This window comes from Saccharothrix sp. DSM 118769 (assembly GCF_052936295.1).
The window spans coordinates 3992349-4007671 of sequence record NZ_CP193627.1 but is presented as its reverse complement, the minus strand read 5'-3'; the positions used below and the strand labels follow the sequence as shown (position 1 = coordinate 4007671).

The 15323-nt window shown below is 75.1% G+C and carries 9 protein-coding genes and 1 riboswitch; of the genes, 3 read left to right on the top strand and 6 right to left on the bottom strand.

The window, feature by feature from the left end:
- The first annotated feature begins 280 nt into the window (after positions 1-280).
- A complete protein-coding gene (locus ACRAKJ_RS17450) occupies positions 281-979 on the top strand; it encodes a phosphatase PAP2 family protein (RefSeq protein ID WP_438919712.1) in 699 nt (232 codons plus the stop codon).
- A gap of 140 nt (positions 980-1119) precedes the next feature.
- Positions 1120-6315: an NACHT domain-containing protein gene (locus tag ACRAKJ_RS17445; RefSeq protein ID WP_438919711.1), complete on the top strand. Its 5196-nt coding sequence runs from the start codon at positions 1120-1122 to the stop codon at positions 6313-6315.
- A 36-nt stretch (positions 6316-6351) separates the two neighbouring features.
- Here ACRAKJ_RS17445 and ACRAKJ_RS17440 read toward each other — a convergent pair whose 3' ends face one another.
- The 3 genes from ACRAKJ_RS17440 to ACRAKJ_RS17430 are packed head-to-tail and all read right to left on the bottom strand — an operon-like array spanning position 6352 to position 8338.
- Positions 6352-6900, bottom strand: coding sequence for a hypothetical protein (locus ACRAKJ_RS17440; RefSeq protein ID WP_438919710.1), 549 nt, complete (start codon positions 6898-6900; stop codon positions 6352-6354).
- Complete coding sequence (locus tag ACRAKJ_RS17435) at positions 6897-7976, bottom strand: DNA polymerase III subunit beta family protein (RefSeq protein WP_438919709.1); 1080 nt, start codon at positions 7974-7976, stop codon at positions 6897-6899. Before ACRAKJ_RS17435 ends, ACRAKJ_RS17440 begins: the two co-directional genes overlap by 4 nt.
- Before the next feature lie 47 nt (positions 7977-8023).
- Entirely contained in the window at positions 8024-8338 is a 315-nt protein-coding gene (locus ACRAKJ_RS17430; RefSeq protein ID WP_438919708.1) for an SMR family transporter, read from the bottom strand.
- Between the two features lie 10 nt (positions 8339-8348).
- Positions 8349-8413: riboswitch (guanidine-III (ykkC-III) riboswitch) on the bottom strand.
- 251 nt (positions 8414-8664) lie between these two features.
- Here ACRAKJ_RS17430 and ACRAKJ_RS17425 point away from each other — a divergent pair.
- Entirely contained in the window at positions 8665-10053 is a 1389-nt protein-coding gene (locus tag ACRAKJ_RS17425) for an FAD-dependent monooxygenase (protein ID WP_438919707.1), read from the top strand.
- On the opposite strand, the gene ACRAKJ_RS17420 is transcribed toward ACRAKJ_RS17425, so the two are convergent.
- The 3 genes from ACRAKJ_RS17420 to ACRAKJ_RS17410 form a co-directional block, all read right to left on the bottom strand.
- Positions 10001-12823, bottom strand: a complete 2823-nt coding sequence (locus ACRAKJ_RS17420) for a BTAD domain-containing putative transcriptional regulator (RefSeq protein WP_438919706.1) — start codon at positions 12821-12823, stop codon at positions 10001-10003. The genes ACRAKJ_RS17425 and ACRAKJ_RS17420 overlap by 53 nt on opposite strands.
- Positions 12824-12883: 60 nt before the next feature.
- Positions 12884-13684: a hypothetical protein gene (locus ACRAKJ_RS17415; RefSeq protein ID WP_438919705.1), complete on the bottom strand. Its 801-nt coding sequence runs from the start codon at positions 13682-13684 to the stop codon at positions 12884-12886.
- Between the two features lie 227 nt (positions 13685-13911).
- Positions 13912-15312 carry a Gfo/Idh/MocA family oxidoreductase gene (locus ACRAKJ_RS17410; RefSeq protein WP_438919704.1) on the bottom strand — a complete coding sequence of 467 codons (1401 nt, stop codon included), beginning with the start codon at positions 15310-15312 and terminating at the stop codon, positions 13912-13914.
- Between the last annotated feature and the right edge of the window lie 11 nt (positions 15313-15323).

Below are 15323 nucleotides of genomic sequence, written 5' to 3'. Positions count from 1 at the left end.
CGGACCGGGGCGAGCGGGGTCGCTGCGCTCGGCGTTTCGCGAGGCGTGCCGGGTTCATTACAGGGGGCGCGCGAAAGCCGAAGCATGATGATCACTCGCGTTCGTCCGGACTGTCCGTTTCGGCACATCAGGGCAGGTCCAGAGCCCGAAACACCGTCCTTCGGGGTGCCGCAGAGCGGGAGGCGCGCGGTCGGCGCGGGCGCTCTTACACCACAGCCCGGTCGGGCAGGTGACGACCAGCTTGCGACTCGCCCACGCGCAGGTGAATAACCTGGGCGTCGTGATCACCGCAGTGTTCGAGACCAGCGCCGACCTCTACCGCGCGATCACCGAGTTCGCCGCCGGCACACCGTCGTGGTTCCAGGACTTCGCCGAGTGGGGCACCGACGGCGGGCTGGTCGTGTTCGCCGTGCTGTTCCTGCTGGCCGCCTGGCGGCTCCGGCGGGCGCCGTCCCGGGTGCTGGCCCCGGCCCTGCTGGCCCCGTTCGCCACCGTGGGCGCGTACGCGATCAGCGAGACGGCCAAGTCGCTCATCGAGGAGGAGCGCCCGTGCCGGGCGGTGGTGGGCGCGCTCCCCCTGGCCGAGTGCCCGCCCGTGGGCGACTGGTCGTTCCCCAGCAACCACGCCACGATCGCCGCCGCGAGCGCGGGCGCCCTGGTCCTGGCGTGGCGGAAGCTGGCGCCCCTCGTCCTCCCGCTGGCCGCGGTCATGGCGCTGTCGCGCGTGTTCGTCGGCGTGCACTACCCGCACGACGTGGCCGTCGGCTACCTGCTGGGCGTCCTCGCCGCCCCCCTGCTGGCCCTGGCGTTCGTACCGGTCGCCACCTCCCTGATCGACCGCTTCCGCCCGCGCCTGCTCCCCTCCCCGACGGCGGACGCGGACACGGTCGTCGTCGGCGCGCTGGACGTCACGGAACGCATCCCCCGCCCCACCCCACCCGGCGACGACGCGACCCACCGCCTGCCGCGCGTGCGCTGACCACCGCCCGCCGACCGCCGCCCGCCGCGATCACGACCGTCCGACCGGGTTTTCCGCACTACTGCGGGATGTTCCCCTGACGCTGGACGACAGGCAGTCGTGGGACCATGCCTCCTTGGAGGACGTGACGAGGAGGGCCTGTGGCGCGTGCTGACCGGGTGACCGCGTCCAACCACGTGGAAGGACAGGTGCTCGGGCCGAGCGTGCAGGCCGGGGTGATCCACGGTGGCGTGCACTTCGCCGCACCGGCGGCCGGGACGGCCTCGGACGAGGTCGTCTCGCTGCTGCGCGCCCAGGTGCAGGCGGCCCAGGAGCTGCCGCGCCTGCTGCCCGGTGCGCGGCACCCCGCGCTGACCGACGTCTACGTGCGCCAGGACCTCGGCAGCGCCGTCGAGGACACCGTGCCCGAGCCGTCGCGGCCGACCCCGATCCTCGACGGCCACGGCCAGCTCGTCGAGGTGCCGGGCCCGCCGGTGGTCAGGGTCGCCGTGCGACCGCCGGTGCGCACCGTGCGCGACGCGCTCGACGGTGCCGACCACCTGGTCGTCACGGGCGGGGCGGGGCAGGGCAAGTCCACGCTGTCCCTCCGGCTCGCCGCCGAGGTCGCCGCGAGCCGTCTCCACGGCGGTGCGGAGCCGATGGGCGAGTCGGTCCTGCCCCTGCGGCTGACCGCGCGCGAGTTGGCCGCCCGGTTGGACCTGCCGTTCCCGGAGGCCCTGGCGGACAGCGTGCGCGCCGATTACGGGGCGTTCCTGCGGAAGCCGGTGTCCGCCGACGTGCTGGCCGAGCGGTTCGATGGTCGCCGGTGGCTGCTGCTCGTCGACGGGCTGGACGAGGTGGCGGACAGCGAGGACCGGTACCGGCTGGTCAAGGTCCTCGCCTCGTGCGCCGCGGACCCGCACTACCGCGTCGTGCTGACCACCCGGCCGATCGAGGGAGCACTCCTCGCACCGCTGTACCGGAAGGGCGCGGTGCGCTACGAGCTCCAGGCGTTCGACGACGAGACGCTGCGCCGCTTCGCGGAGAACTGGTTCGCCGACGAGGGACCGGACCCGGCCGACCGCTTCCTGCGCCAGATCCGCGCCGCGCACCTGGACGACCTGGTCCGCGTGCCGCTCCTGGCCACCATCGCGGCCATCGTCTTCCAGCAGCGCACCGACCTGCCCCTGCCGGACAACCAGTACGAGCTGTACGAGGAGTACTTCTCCTTCCTGCGCACGGTCCGGCCCGCGGACAGCCCGTTCGAACCGCACCGGGCACGCCTGCTGGAGCACCTCGGGCTCGTCCGGGTGCGGACCGACACGTCCCTGGTCTCCGCCGCGCGCGACTGGGTCCGCGACCACGTCTCCCCGGAGCGGCTTCCGGCGGGCTGGCCGGAGGCGCTGACCGCGTTCCTGGTCAACGCGGGTCCCCTGGTCGTCCGGGGCGACGGCGACTTGGCGTTCCTGCACCACAGCTTCGCGGAGCACCTCGCCGCGACCGCCACCGCGAGCCTGCTGCCCGAGACGTTCGCCGCCGACCAGGAGGACTTCGCCCACCTCCTGCACGCCGCCCGTCCCGAGGAGCGCGGGCGCTACGCCCGGTCGGTGGCGCTGCACTACACGCGCCTGCGCCCGGACCAGGCGGACCCGCTGCTGAGGTCCCTGCACGCGGGCAGCGCCGAACAGCACCTGCTGGCCGCGCGCCTGCTGTCCAAGCGCGTGCCCGCGGGCACGCCCACCGTGGACGCGTTCCTCGACACCGTTCGCGGTTGGGCGACCACGACCCACTACCTGGCGGGCGACATCCTCGACCACGCCTGCCGCACCACCCAGCACCCCGGCCTGGCCGTGTGGCTGGTGGGGTTGATGCGGGAGGGAGGTGCGCCCCTGTCGACGCGGTGCAAGGCCGCGGCGGCGTTGTCGGTCCGGCTGCGCGGCGAGCACCTCGCGGAGGCCACCCGGTTCCTCCACGCGCTGGTCGACGACGCGGGTGCCCCGGTCGACGTGCGCCTGGCCGCGGCCGAGGCGCTGTCGGACAGCGGGACGGCCGAGCGCGCCGCCGCCGAACGCGGACTGCGGTCCGTGCTCGACGACGACGCGGGGTCCGGTGCCGACCGCCGCGCGGCCGCCGTGGTCCTGGCCTCGTTCGAGGGGGACGCGCGTGACTTCGCGGTAACCGCGCTGACCCGCCTGCTGGACGACCGCGACACCGCGCCGGAGATCGTGGTCGAGGCGGCCACCGGCCTGGTCGAGATCGGCTCCGAGTTCCACGCGCGGGCGGCCGAAGCCTTCCGGCTCGTGCTGCACGACCGGGTGCACAGCGAAGTGGCGCGCGGTGACGCGGCCCTGGGCATGGCATCGCTCGGGCCCGACGGCGTCGAGGAGGCCGTCACCGCCCTGACCGCTGTGGTGAAGGATCGACGGCGGACGAGGGTGCACCGCGTATCGGCGGCCGAGGTGCTGGGCAGGTTGGGCCAGGACCACCGCCAGGCGGCCGGTGAGAGCGTGTTGGCGATGCTCGCGGAACCGGACGTCACCGCGTTCGACCGCCACTACTGCGTCTCTCGGTTAGCCGGTTTCGGCCCGGCGTTCCGCGCTGAGGCCGAGTACCGGTTGCTCGCGACCATCGCCGATCCCGGCACCGACACCCACCACGTGGTCGCGGCGCTCGACGCGTTGGGCCACCTCGGGGCGGAACACCTGCCCGAGGTGGCCCGGCGGCTGTGGGACCTGCTCGACGAGGTCAGGCCGGACCACGACTTGTTCACGACCCTGCTCGGCCACCTCGCGGATCTCGGTGAACCGCACCGGACGGCCGCGGTCGAGCGCCTGCTGGCCCACTTGGCCGACGGTGGCGCTCCGGCAACAAGTCGGTGCCGCGCCGCGTCCCGGCTGATCGACACCGGACCTGAGGTGCACGCGAAGGTCGCCCGCCACCTGCTGTCCATCGCCGAGGTGCAGGCCGATCCGATCGCCGTCATCGATGCGTGGCGCGAACTGGTGAAACTCGGACCGCAGTTCCATGCCCGCGCGCTCGACGCGCTGCTCCACACGACCCGGCTCGTGAAACCGGAACCCGTCGTTCGGTTCATCCCGATGCACGTCTTCGCGTCGAGCGAAGCGGACAGCGACCTCATCGCCGACGCGATGAGCGTGGTGATCGACGATCCCGACAGGACCTACCGGGAGCGGTTCCCGGCTTTGCACGGTCTGGTCGGGTTGGGGCCGCGCTTCCACCGCCGCACGGCCGACTCGCTGTGCGCGCTCTTGCGCGGCGTGAAGACGATGTACTTCGACTTCCGGTACGCCGCGACGGTGGCGCGTGGTTTGGGGATCGGTCTTCGCGAGGACGTCGCCCAGGTGCTGGTGGAGTTGATGGGCGACCCGAGGACGGACACGGACCGCGTTCACGCCATCCTCCTCGCTCTGGAGGTGATCGGTTTCGCGGACACGTCGACAGCCCGAATCGCCCTGCGCGCGGTGATCGACCACACGAACGACGCACTCAGCCGCCTCGACGCACGGGAGATGCTGCTTTCCCTCGATCCGGGTTCAGCACCCGCTGTGGCGGACCACCTCCTGAGCCCGAGGGGCATCGAGACCGTCGACGCGTGGCAGCACGCCATTGCCCATCTGTCCGCTCTCGGCGTGGAGGTGGCACCGATGCTGCGTGCCCTGCTCACCCACCCCGACGTGGACCGCCGGGTGAGTTGGATGGCCGCGCTGCACCTCGCCACGTCGTTCCCCGAACATCGTGAGGAGGCGCTGGCCGCGCTGCGGCGGCAGTTGGCGAACGCTCACCTGCAGCCAACCGTCCAGTCGGACGCGTTGCGCGAATTGGCCCAGACCGATCCCACCGAACTGGCACGGGTTGTAGAGGGCATAGCGGCTCTGGTCGGAGATGAACGCCTGCGGGTCATCGCACGGTGCAAGAGCGCGGTTTCGCAGGCGCAGGTGGACCGGTACGCCGCCCCCGGCGCACTCGCGCTCCTCGAACGCCTGGCGGACGACCCGAGGCTGAGCCTGGTCGAACGTGCCCAAGCCGTACGTCACATGCTGCAATTGGGATCACAACCCGTCGTGCCACGTCCCCGACTCCTGGCGGTCGCCGCTGCGGAGGCCAAGGCGGGCGCGCAACGCAGGGCGCTCTTCGTCGCACTACCGCGGGGACTTCGCACACAGGTCGAACGCACCTTGCTCGATGATCGCGTACTGCCGATCCGGGAACGGATGCCGGATGCCGACATCTGGGGTGACCTGCCGCTGGCGGGTGAGAGCACAGCATCCGCCCGTGAGGTCCTCACCGCGCCCGAGTTTCTCCCGAGAGAGCGGATCGACGCGGCGTTGAAACTGGCAAAGCTGGATATCCGCACCGTCCCGGAGATGACCGCCTACCTGGAAGGGGTACCCGCCGACTCGCCGGTGTCGACCCGGGCGAAGCAGGCACTGATCCTGCTCGGCACCCCGCGCGGCCGAGAGGTGCGGCGCGACCTCGAACGCACCGCTCAGGACCCGTCGGTCACCCCGCGCCGACGAGCGACCGCCCTCGCGATCCTGCGGGCGACGACGCTCGGACCTCGGCAGTCGCTGACCGAGGAACTCCGTCGGGTCGTCAACAGACCGAACGCCTCGGGGAAGCACCGCGTCGAAGCCCTGTTGGACCTGGGGCCGTTCGACGGTCTCGGTGACTTGCGGGCGCTGCGGGACGATCCCCGAACCCCCTCACCCGTCCGCCGGCAAGCGGCGCATGAATTGACCGAGTACCAACCCGAGGACTGGACCGCCGCCGCCGGGGTGTTCGAGGCGCTCGCGGCCGACCGCGACGAACGGCCCGCCCTCAGGTGGCGCGCGGCCCGGGACCTGGCGGCTCGTGGTCTGGTAGGCAGGGACCGCGCGGTCGAACTGCTGCGGACCATCGCCCGGGACTCGACGCTGCCGGTGGGCGCGCGGGCTCGGGCGGCGGCGACGCTGCGCGAGGTCTCGCCCAACACGGGCGGCGAGGTGTCGGGGTTGCTGCGCGACCTGCTCGTCACGGACGAGCCGCTGCTCCGCCGACTGGTCCTCCTCGCGATCGGCGAGACGCGCCCGGACGAGGCGGCGTTGGAACTTCTCGTCATGGCCCGGGACGAGCGGCACGGGCCGGTGGCGCGGGTGTGGTGCGCGCAGGGAGCCGTGCGGCTGTGGAGGGCGTGCCGGGACGGGGCCTCGGTGGTGGTCCGAGAGGTGGCGTCGGACGTAGGCGTTCCCCGGCACGTCCGACGGCGTGCGGCCTGTTTCCTGGCCCGGTGGAGCGAGGTGTGCCGGGAGGAGGCCCGTGCGGTGATCCGGTCGATCGACGTGGCGGGGCGTGGCTGACCGCGTGGAGCGCCGCCGCCGCTGTCGGTCGCGCGGCTACCCGGCGTTCGGCCCCGGTGCGCTCGCGCGCCTCTCGGTGGACCGCCGGTCGACCGCTTCCGCGACCTCGTCGAGCGCGCGGCGGATCATCGTGCCGTAGCCGTCGTCGCCGAGGGTGTGCTGGTGGCGGCGGGCGGCGGCGAGGTGGTGCCGGGCGGCGGCGAAGGAGGACAGGCGGCGGAGGTCGTCGGCGAGGTTGAGGTGCAGGGAGGGGCGGAACGCCTCGATGCGCAGGCTGTCGTGGTGGCGTTGGACGCGGTCGTCGGTGAGGGCGTCGGCGGCGTCCAGGGCGCGGACGTCCCAGATCAGGGCTTCCGCGGCGTCGTCGTGGAGGTCGGCGGCGTAGTGGGCCAGGACGCAGCGGTGGAACGGGTCGCCGGTCGGGCCGATGCGGTGCCAGAGGTCGAGCAGCCGGGTGCGGGCGGTGGCGGGGTCGCCCTGGTGGCCGAGGGTCACGGCGGCGGTGATCTCGGCCATGATCGGGTCGGGGGTGTCGGCCGTGGTGGAGGTGGAGGTGCTGGGGGCGGGGGTGTCGGTCGCGGTCATCCTGGCTGTCCTTCGGGTTCTGCTCGGAGGGGCATGACGAGGGTGGTGAGGTCGCCGTCGTCGGCGGAGCGGACGACGACGGGGTCGTGCGGTCCGGCGAGGTCGAGCATCACGTCCGGGCCGACCGCCGTGCTGATCGCCGGGTGCAGGGTGGTGGTGGCGAACCCGATCGCGATCGCCGGGCCGGTGACGACGGCGGCGACCGGTGGCGCGGGCGGGGTGCCCGCGGACGAGACGACGACCCCCGAACCGCGCACGTCGAGCCGGACGCGGTGGTCGCGCTGCGCCTCCAGGTCCCGCAGCAGGGCGTTGCGGGGGACCAGGACGCGGGTGCGCACCTCCGGCAGGGACGCCAGCAGCAGCCGGTGGTCGGGGAACGGTCCGGGCAGGGCGCGGCACTCGCGGGCGTCCGCGTCGTCGTCGCCCCGGAGATGGACGCGGCCGGCTCGGGCGCTCACCCGCAGGTCGTGGCGGCGGCGCGTCCACGGCAGCGCCAACCTCAGGTCGTCGGCGTCGACGGTGACCGCCCAGTCCGCCTCGCTCGGCGCGGTGGGGACGAGGGCGCGGGTCGACAGGCGGTACCGGTCGGTGGCGGTGAGCACGACACCGTCGGCGGACACCTCGACGCGCACCCCGTTGAGCACGGGCAGCTCCGGTTCCTGCGCGGTGGCGGTGAGGACCTGCTCGACGGCGGCGGTGAACACCGGGCCGTTGAGGCGTACCTCCGGCGCCGGCGGCACGAGACCGAGCGCGGCCTTGACCGCCGCGGCCGTCTCCCGGGCCCGGCGGGTGCGGTGCGCGAGGCGCGCCACGTACTCGTCGATGATCCGGGCGGCGTCGCGGGAGCCAGGTGCGAGGACCTCGGCGATCAGCTCCAGCGGCATGTCGACCTCGCGCAGGCGGCGGATCGCCGCGGCGCGTTCCGCCTGGTCGCGGGTGTAGTAGCGGTACCCGGACGAGTCGTCCACGCTGGCCGGCGGCAACAGGCCCGAGTCGGCGTAGAAGCGCAGCGCGCCGGCCGTCAACCCGCTGGAGCGGGCGAAGGCGCCGATGGTGAGGAGTTCGGGGTCGGGCACCCGGCCATCATCGGGCTTCGGGTAACCCGAAGGTCAACCGCGCGCCGTCAGTGGGTGAGCTTGAGGCCGATCACGCAGCCCACGACCCCCGCCAGCAACAGGGCCCTGACCGGCGACACCGGTTCCGCCCCCGACCACATGGCGTAGCCGGCGGTCAGGGCCGCGCCGATGCCGACCCACACCGCGTACGCCGTGCCCACGGGCAGGCCGCGCATGGCGTACGCGAGACCGGCCACGCTGCCGGTCGCGGCGAGGGCGAAGACGACCGTCGGCCAGAGCTTGGAGAACCCCTCCGACCTGCTCAGGGCGGTGGCCCACACGGCTTCCAGCACGGCGGAGAGGACGAGGACGACCCAGTGCACGACGACTCCCGGAACGCCGTCTTGTCGCTGACCGGGTACGGCGCCGCTCGTCCGGGAACCCGTTCCGGGCTCGTCCCCACCTTCCCACACGCCGGCGCGGCGCGTGCCGAGTCCTCCACCACGGCCACCGTGAAGGCCACCACGATGACGATGACCGCCGCCACCACCCTCATCACGTTCCCCCCTCCGGTCACCCCACGCCGTTGTACTGCGGATCGGTTGTCCGGGATCGGGGGTCCGGGGACGAACGACAAAGCGCGGACGCGGCAGCGCGCCGGCAGCGGCCTGTCGGTGCGCCGGCAGCGCGGCCGGACAGGGTGATCGGCATGGATGAGGCAGTGGTGATCGTCGGCGCGGGTCCGACCGGTTTGACCCTGGCGTGCGACCTCGCCCGGCGCGGGGTGCCGCACCGGGTCGTCGACCGCGACCCGGGCGCGTTCGTCGGGTCGCGGGGCAAGGGGTTGCAGCCCCGGACGCTGGAGGTGTTCGCCGACCTCGGCGTGGTGGACGGCGTGCTCGCGCACGGCGGGCCGTACCCGCCCGTGCGGGCCTACCTCGGGCACGAGGTGGTGTGGGAGCGGCACATGGCGGAGGTGTCGCCGCCGCGCCCCGACGTGCCCCACCCGAACGGCGTGATGCTGCCGCAGTGGCGGACGTGCCTGCTGCTGCGCGAGCGGCTGGCCGAGCTGGGCGGCGAGGTCCGCACCGGCGTGGAGTTCACCGGGTTCGAGCAGGACGCGGACGGGGTGACGGTCCACCTGGGCGACGAGCGGGTGCGGGCGGCGTACCTGGTCGGCGCGGACGGCGGGCGCAGCACCGTGCGCGGGGGCATGGGCGTCGGGTTCGCCGGGCAGACCGACGAGGACTTCCGCCAGCTCGTCGCGGACGTGCGGATCTCCGGGCTGGACCGCGACCACTGGCACTTCTGGGGTGCGCCGGACGCGCCGGGCACGCCGCTGCTGGGGGCCTGCCCCCTGGCGGGCACCGACACGTTCCAGGTGACGACCTCGTTCCTGGAGGAGGCGTCGGTCGAGGGCGTCCAGGAGCTGCTGACGCGGGCGTCCGGGCGGGACGACCTGGTGGTGGAGGGCCTGGTCTGGTGGAGCTCGTGGCGGCCGAACGTGCGGATGGTGGACCGGTACCGGGTGGGGCGGGTGTTCCTCGCGGGGGACGCCGCGCACGTGCACACGCCGGCCGGCGGCCAGGGGCTGAACACGGGGGTGCAGGACGCCTACAACCTGGGCTGGAAGCTGGCCACCGGCGACGACGAGCTGCTCGACACCTACGAACAGGAGCGGCTCCCGGTGGCCGCCGGCGTGCTGGGCATCAGCAGCGAGCTGTTCGACCGGGCGGTGCGGGGCGGGGTGGCCGCGGTGGACCGCGGTGATCCGGCGCTCACGCAGCTCGGCGTGCACTACCGGCACAGCGCGTTGTCCGAGGAGCGCCGGGCCCGCCCCGGCGCGGTGCGGGCGGGCGACCGGGCCCCGGACGGGCTGTGCGGCGGGCGGCGGGTGCACGAGGTGCTGGCCGGGCCGGGGTTCGCGGTGCTGGCCTTCGGGGACGCCCGCTGCGACGGGGCGCACGTGGTGACCGACGCGCCGGCCTACGACGTGCGCGGGGACGCGCTCGCGGTGGTCCGCCCGGACGGCCACATCGGGTTGTTCACCGACCGGGCGGAGGACGTCGCGCCGTACCTGGCGCGCTGGAGCCGGTGATCTCGGCCCGCAGGGCGGGGTTGTCGGTGCCCCGGGCCCGCCGGGCGAGGTCGAGGAGGGCGAGCGCGCCCTCCTGGTCGCCGGTCGCCGCGCACCAGGCGGCGCGGCCCTCCAGGGCGGTGGCGCGCACCGGGCCGTCCGGGGCCCGGTGCGCGTGCTCGACGGCGAGGGCGTGCTGCTCCCCCGCCGCGTCGAGGTCGCCGAGCGCGGTGAGGGTGCGGGCGTGGTTGTCGTGCGCCATGGCCAGGAACTGCGGCGAGGCCGCGGCGGGGTCGACGGCCAGCGCCAGGTGGTGCCGGCGCAGCGCGGTCGCGGTGTCCCCGGCCAGCCGCGCCACCTCGGCCAGGCCGTTGTGCACGCGGGCGAGGGCGAGCGGGTCGTCGTCGCGTACGGCCTCGCGCTCGGCGCGCTCCAGGACGGCGCGCGCGCCGTCGAGGTCACCGGTGCGGGCGCGCAGCTGGGCGGTCTGCGCGCGCATGATCGCCGAGGCGGCGGGCACGTGCCTCGTCGCCTCGCTCACCGAGCCGAGCGCCGCGAGGACGTCGCCCCGGTTGGCCTGGAGGGTCGACAGGAACATCAGCGAGCAGGCCAGGCCGGTGTGGTCGCCGACCTCGCGGAAACCCCGCGCCGCCGCGGCGTAGTGCCGCTCGGCCCGCGCCCCGCCGCCCTCGCTGATCTCCGAGGCGGCGTACCCGTGCACCAGCTCCCCCGCCGCGCGCCGCCACGCGTCGGTCGAGGCGGTGAGCCGGTCGGCGATCGCGGTCAGCCGGGCGTGGTCGGTGTGGTCGCCGACGCACGCGGCGAGCAGGGCGGCGGGCTCGTCGCGGCGGGCGAGGTCGTCCAGCAGCCCGGGGGTCGGGTCGGTCAGGGCGCGCGCCAGGTCGCCGTCCACCCGGGCCGCCCACCGCCGGGCCTCGTCGAGCCGGCCGCGCACCAGCCAGTACCAGAGCCTGGCCGCGAACAGCCGGGTGGCGAACGGCGGGCGGGACATCGCCAGGTCGAGGTTCGCGCCCTCGGCGGTGAGGCGCTCGCCCCACACCTCCTGCGCGGGGCCGCGCAGCAGTGGTTCGGCGCGCTCGGCGAGGTCCGCGTAGTGGGCCGCGTGCCGCCGGCGGACCTCGTGCCCCCGGTCGGGCACGACGCCGGACTCGCCGCCGGGCACGACGCCGGGCTTGCCGGCCGCGTACTCGCGGACGGTCTCCAGCAGCCGGTAGCGGCCGTCCACCTCGACCACGAGCGACTTGTCCACCAGCGACGACAGCTCGTCCAGCGAGGCGCCGGTGACGTCCTCGACGGCGTCGGCGGTCGCGCCGCCCGCGAAGACCGAGAGGGCGGCGAGCAGGGCGCGCCCGGGCTCGTCGAGCAGGTCCCAGCTCCAGTCGAGGACGGCGCGCAACGTGCGGTGCCGGGCCGGGGCCGCGCGCACGCCGCGGTCGAGCAGCCCGAGCCGGTCGCCGAGCCGCCGCACGAGCTGGTCGGGGGTGAGCGAGCGCAGCCGGGCCGCGGCCAGCTCGATGGCCAGCGGGAGGCCGTCGAGCGCGCGGCAGACGTCCGCGGTGGACGCGTCGGCGGTGAAGCCCGGTCGCACGGCGCGGGCCCGGTCGGTGAACAGGGCGACCGCCGGGTCCTCGGCCAGCGGCGCGAGGGGCCGCAGGGTCTCGCCGGTGATGCCGAGCGGTTCCCGGCTGGTCGCCAGCACGCGCAGCCGGGGGCAGCGGGCGAGCAGGTCGGCGGTGAACCCGGCGATGTCGTCCAGCAGGTGCTCGCAGTTGTCCAGCAGCAGCAGGGCGGCGCGGTCGGCGAGGAAGTCGCGGGGGTCGTCGGCGGTGTCGACGGCGGCGCGCACGGCGGCCGTGACGCCCTCGCCGGACGTGACGGGCACGAGGTCGACGAGCCAGACGCCGTCCGGCACGCCGTCCCGGAGGCGTTCGGCGGCCTCGACGGCCAACCGCGTCTTGCCCGCGCCGCCGGTGCCGGTGATCGTGACCAGCCGGGCCGGGCCGAGTGCGGCGACGACCTGCTCCAGCTCCCGTTCCCGCCCGACGAAGCTGGTCAGCCGGGCCGGCAGGGTGGAGCGCGCGGCGGTGGCGCGCAGGGCGTGCAGGTGGGCGTCGCGCAGTTCGCGGCCGGGGTCGGCGCCGAGCTGGTCGGCCAGCGCGGACCGGGCGCGCTCGTGGGCGGCGAGGGCGTCGGCGCGGTGGCCGAGGGCGGTGTGGGCGCGCACCAGCCGCGCGTGCAGCGCCTCGCGCAGGGGTGCGGCGGTGATCAGCTCCTCGATCTCGGCGATGAGCGCGGGCGTGGGGCCGGCGGCGAGGTCGAGGTCGATCCGCGCCTCGACGGCGCTCGCGCGCAGCCCGGCGAGGCGGGCGGCGGGGGCGGTGGTGAACGCGGCGTCCCCGGCGTCCGCGAACGGCTCGCCCCGCCACAGCGCCAGGGCGTCCCGGGGCCGCCCCTCGGCCGCGGCGCGGGCGAACACCTCGGCGTCGACCTCGTCCGGCGGGACGTCGAGCCGGTAGCCGGCGGGGTGCGAGCCGATGGCGTCGCGCCCGAGCGCCCGGCGCAGCCTGGCGACCAGCGACTGCAACGCCGCCACGGGGTCGGCCGGCTCGTCCCCGGGCCACAGGTCGGCGACCAGCCGGTCGGTGGTGACCACCCGGCCGACGTCCACGACCAGCCTGAGCAGGAGGGTGCGCAGCATCGTGCCGCCGAGCGCGGTGGGCGCGCCGTCCGGCCCGAGGACCTCCAGCTGGCCGAGCACCCTGATCCGCACGCGGCCATTCTCCCCGCCGGAGGGGCCGGGCACGTCGCCGCACCCGGCCCCGGTGGCCCGCTACGCCGACGCGGCGCGTTCCAGCAGCACCCGGTGGCGGATCATCCAGTCCGCGGCACGGGCTCGCCACGCCAGTGCCCAGAGCGGTCCCGGGTCGGTCGAGTCCGGGGTGATCCGGGCCCGGGCCGCCTCGGCGGCGCAGTCGCGGATCGCGAACTCGATCATCCTGGTGACCAGCCCGTCCCGTTCGGCCACCGCCAGGCGGTAGCCGTCGAGGAACAGCCCGAACTGCCGGGCGCGGGCGGGCGGGTCGGGCAGGCCGTGGCGGCGGTCGACGTCGGCGCCGTGCAGGCGGGCGTGCCACCAGGCGGCCGAGACGACCTCGTCGAGGCGGTCGACCGGACCGGCCAGGGTCCAGTCGATGAACGCCACCGGCCGGCCGTCGCGCGACACCGTGTGCCACGGCCCCGCGTCGCGGTGCCCGATGACGCTGCCGGGGCCTTCGTGGTGCATCCACCACGGCTTCCACCCCGCGCCGGTCGGCGGCACGAAGTCCGCCGTGGCGTCGTGCAGCCCGCGCAGCAGCGCGCCGACCTCGTGGACGGCCTCGTCCGACCACCCGTGCGGGTGGGCGATGACACCGTCGTAGTACGTCAGGACCTCGTTGCCGTCGACGTCGACGCCGTCGCCGACTACCCGGGGCGCGCCGGCGAAACCGACGCGCTCCAGGTGGCGCAGCAGGGCGTGGACGGTCGGGGTCCACGGCCCGGCGGGGCGCCTGGTGGTCCGACCGGACCGGACGACGTGGCTGGGACCTCCCTCGGCCGCTGTCAGCGGTTCGGGGGACGTTGCGGAAGACATGCTCGTGCTCCTCGTGCTCGACGTGGTGGGCGGGGGAACCGCCGGACGCGAGACGGGGCACCGGGTCGTCGGACGACGCCCGCGGAACGGGGGTCAGACCTCGGTGCGCTCGGGCGTCCGGGCGGTGGTGACCACATCGGTGGACTCGCGCGACATGTCGGCCCTCCTCGTTCGGGTGGGTGCACGCTAGCGGGGCGGCGCGCCGTCCCGCGACGGGATTTCCGCGCTCAGCCCTCCGGGAACAGGCCGAGGTCGGCGAGGTGGACCACCTGCCCGGTGTCCAGGGAGCGGTTGGCCGCGATGCCCACGCCGACGCTGAGCAGGCCGTCGCGCAGTCCCGCGCGGCGGCGCAGGGGGTCCGGGGTCGGCGAGGGGCGGAACACGTCGGCGAGCAGGTGGGCGTCGCCGCCGCCGTGGGCACCGTCGCCCCGCGGCAGGGGGACCTCCTCGGCCGGGGACCAGTGGGGTTGCCACAGGAGGCGTTCGCCGGCCGGGCGGGGGTCCGGCGCGGTCGGCCCGTGCGGCGCGGCACCGGTCCCCACGACACCGGGGTCGGCGGCACCGGGGTCCACGGCAGTGGGGTCGGCGGGCGGGCGGCCGACCACGCCCGCGGCCCCGGCGGGCGGCACGTGCCCGCGTTCCACCACGTCCAGCTCCAGCCGGCCCTGCGTGCCGTTGACCGCGACCCGGTAGCCCTCCCACGGCGAGTGGGCGTTGAGCGAGTAGCTCATCGACGCCCCCGAGCGGTAGCCGACGACCACCGAGAGGTTGTCCTCCGCGGTGATGCCGGCGCTGAACACGTCGCGGTCGCGCAGGTAGCCGTCGTCCGGTTCGGCCTCCAGGTAGAGCCGGCGCAGCACGTCGTCGGCGCGCAGGTCCAGGCCGAACGGGTCGTGCTCGACGCCGGGCGCGCCCGTGGAGCGCTCCGGGCGGGGGCCGAGGCCGCGGCGGGCGGCGTTGTCGGCGCCGTAGAACCGCAGGCCGCCCAGCGCGAACACGGTCCGCGGCACGTCCCCGAGCCACCAATTTACAAGATCGAAGTGGTGCGCGGCTTTGTGCACGAGCAGGCCGCCGGAATGCCGCTTTTCCCTGTGCCAGCGCCTGAAGTAGTCCGCGCCGTGCACGGTGTCGAGCACCCACTCGAAGTGCACGGAGGTGACCTCGCCGATCGCGCCGCCCGCGATCAGCCGGCGCAGTTCGGCGTTGCGCGGCGAGTACCGGTAGTTGAACGTCACGACCAGCCGGCCGGCCGAGTCGCGGGCGGCGTCGGCGATGGCCCGCGCGCCCTCGGCGGTGGTGGTCAGCGGCTTCTCCACCACGACGTCGCACCCGGCCCGCAGCGCGGCGACGGCGTAGCGGTGGTGGGTGGCGTCCGGCGAGGTGACGACCACCGCGTCCGGCCGCCGTTCGCGCAGCAGGTCGTCGAACCGCTCGGGCGCGTAGCGCGCCGGCGCGTGGCCGAGGACGGCGTCGTAGTACGCCATGCGGGTCGGGCTCGGGTCGCACCACGCCACCACCTCGCCGTCGTCGGCGTACTCGGACGCGAGGGCCTCGACGTACAGGGCGGCGCGGTGGCCCACGCCGACCACGGCGTAGCGGCGGCGGGAACCGGTGGTGTCGGCGGACAAGTGAGCTCTCC

Coding starts and splice junctions, on each gene's coding strand:
- ACRAKJ_RS17440 (WP_438919710.1), bottom strand. CDS start 6,900: ATGACCGCGACCGACACCCCCGCCCCCAGCACCTCCACCTCCACCACG.
- ACRAKJ_RS17425 (WP_438919707.1), top strand. CDS start 8,665: ATGGATGAGGCAGTGGTGATCGTCGGCGCGGGTCCGACCGGTTTGACC.
- ACRAKJ_RS17415 (WP_438919705.1), bottom strand. CDS start 13,684: ATGTCTTCCGCAACGTCCCCCGAACCGCTGACAGCGGCCGAGGGAGGT.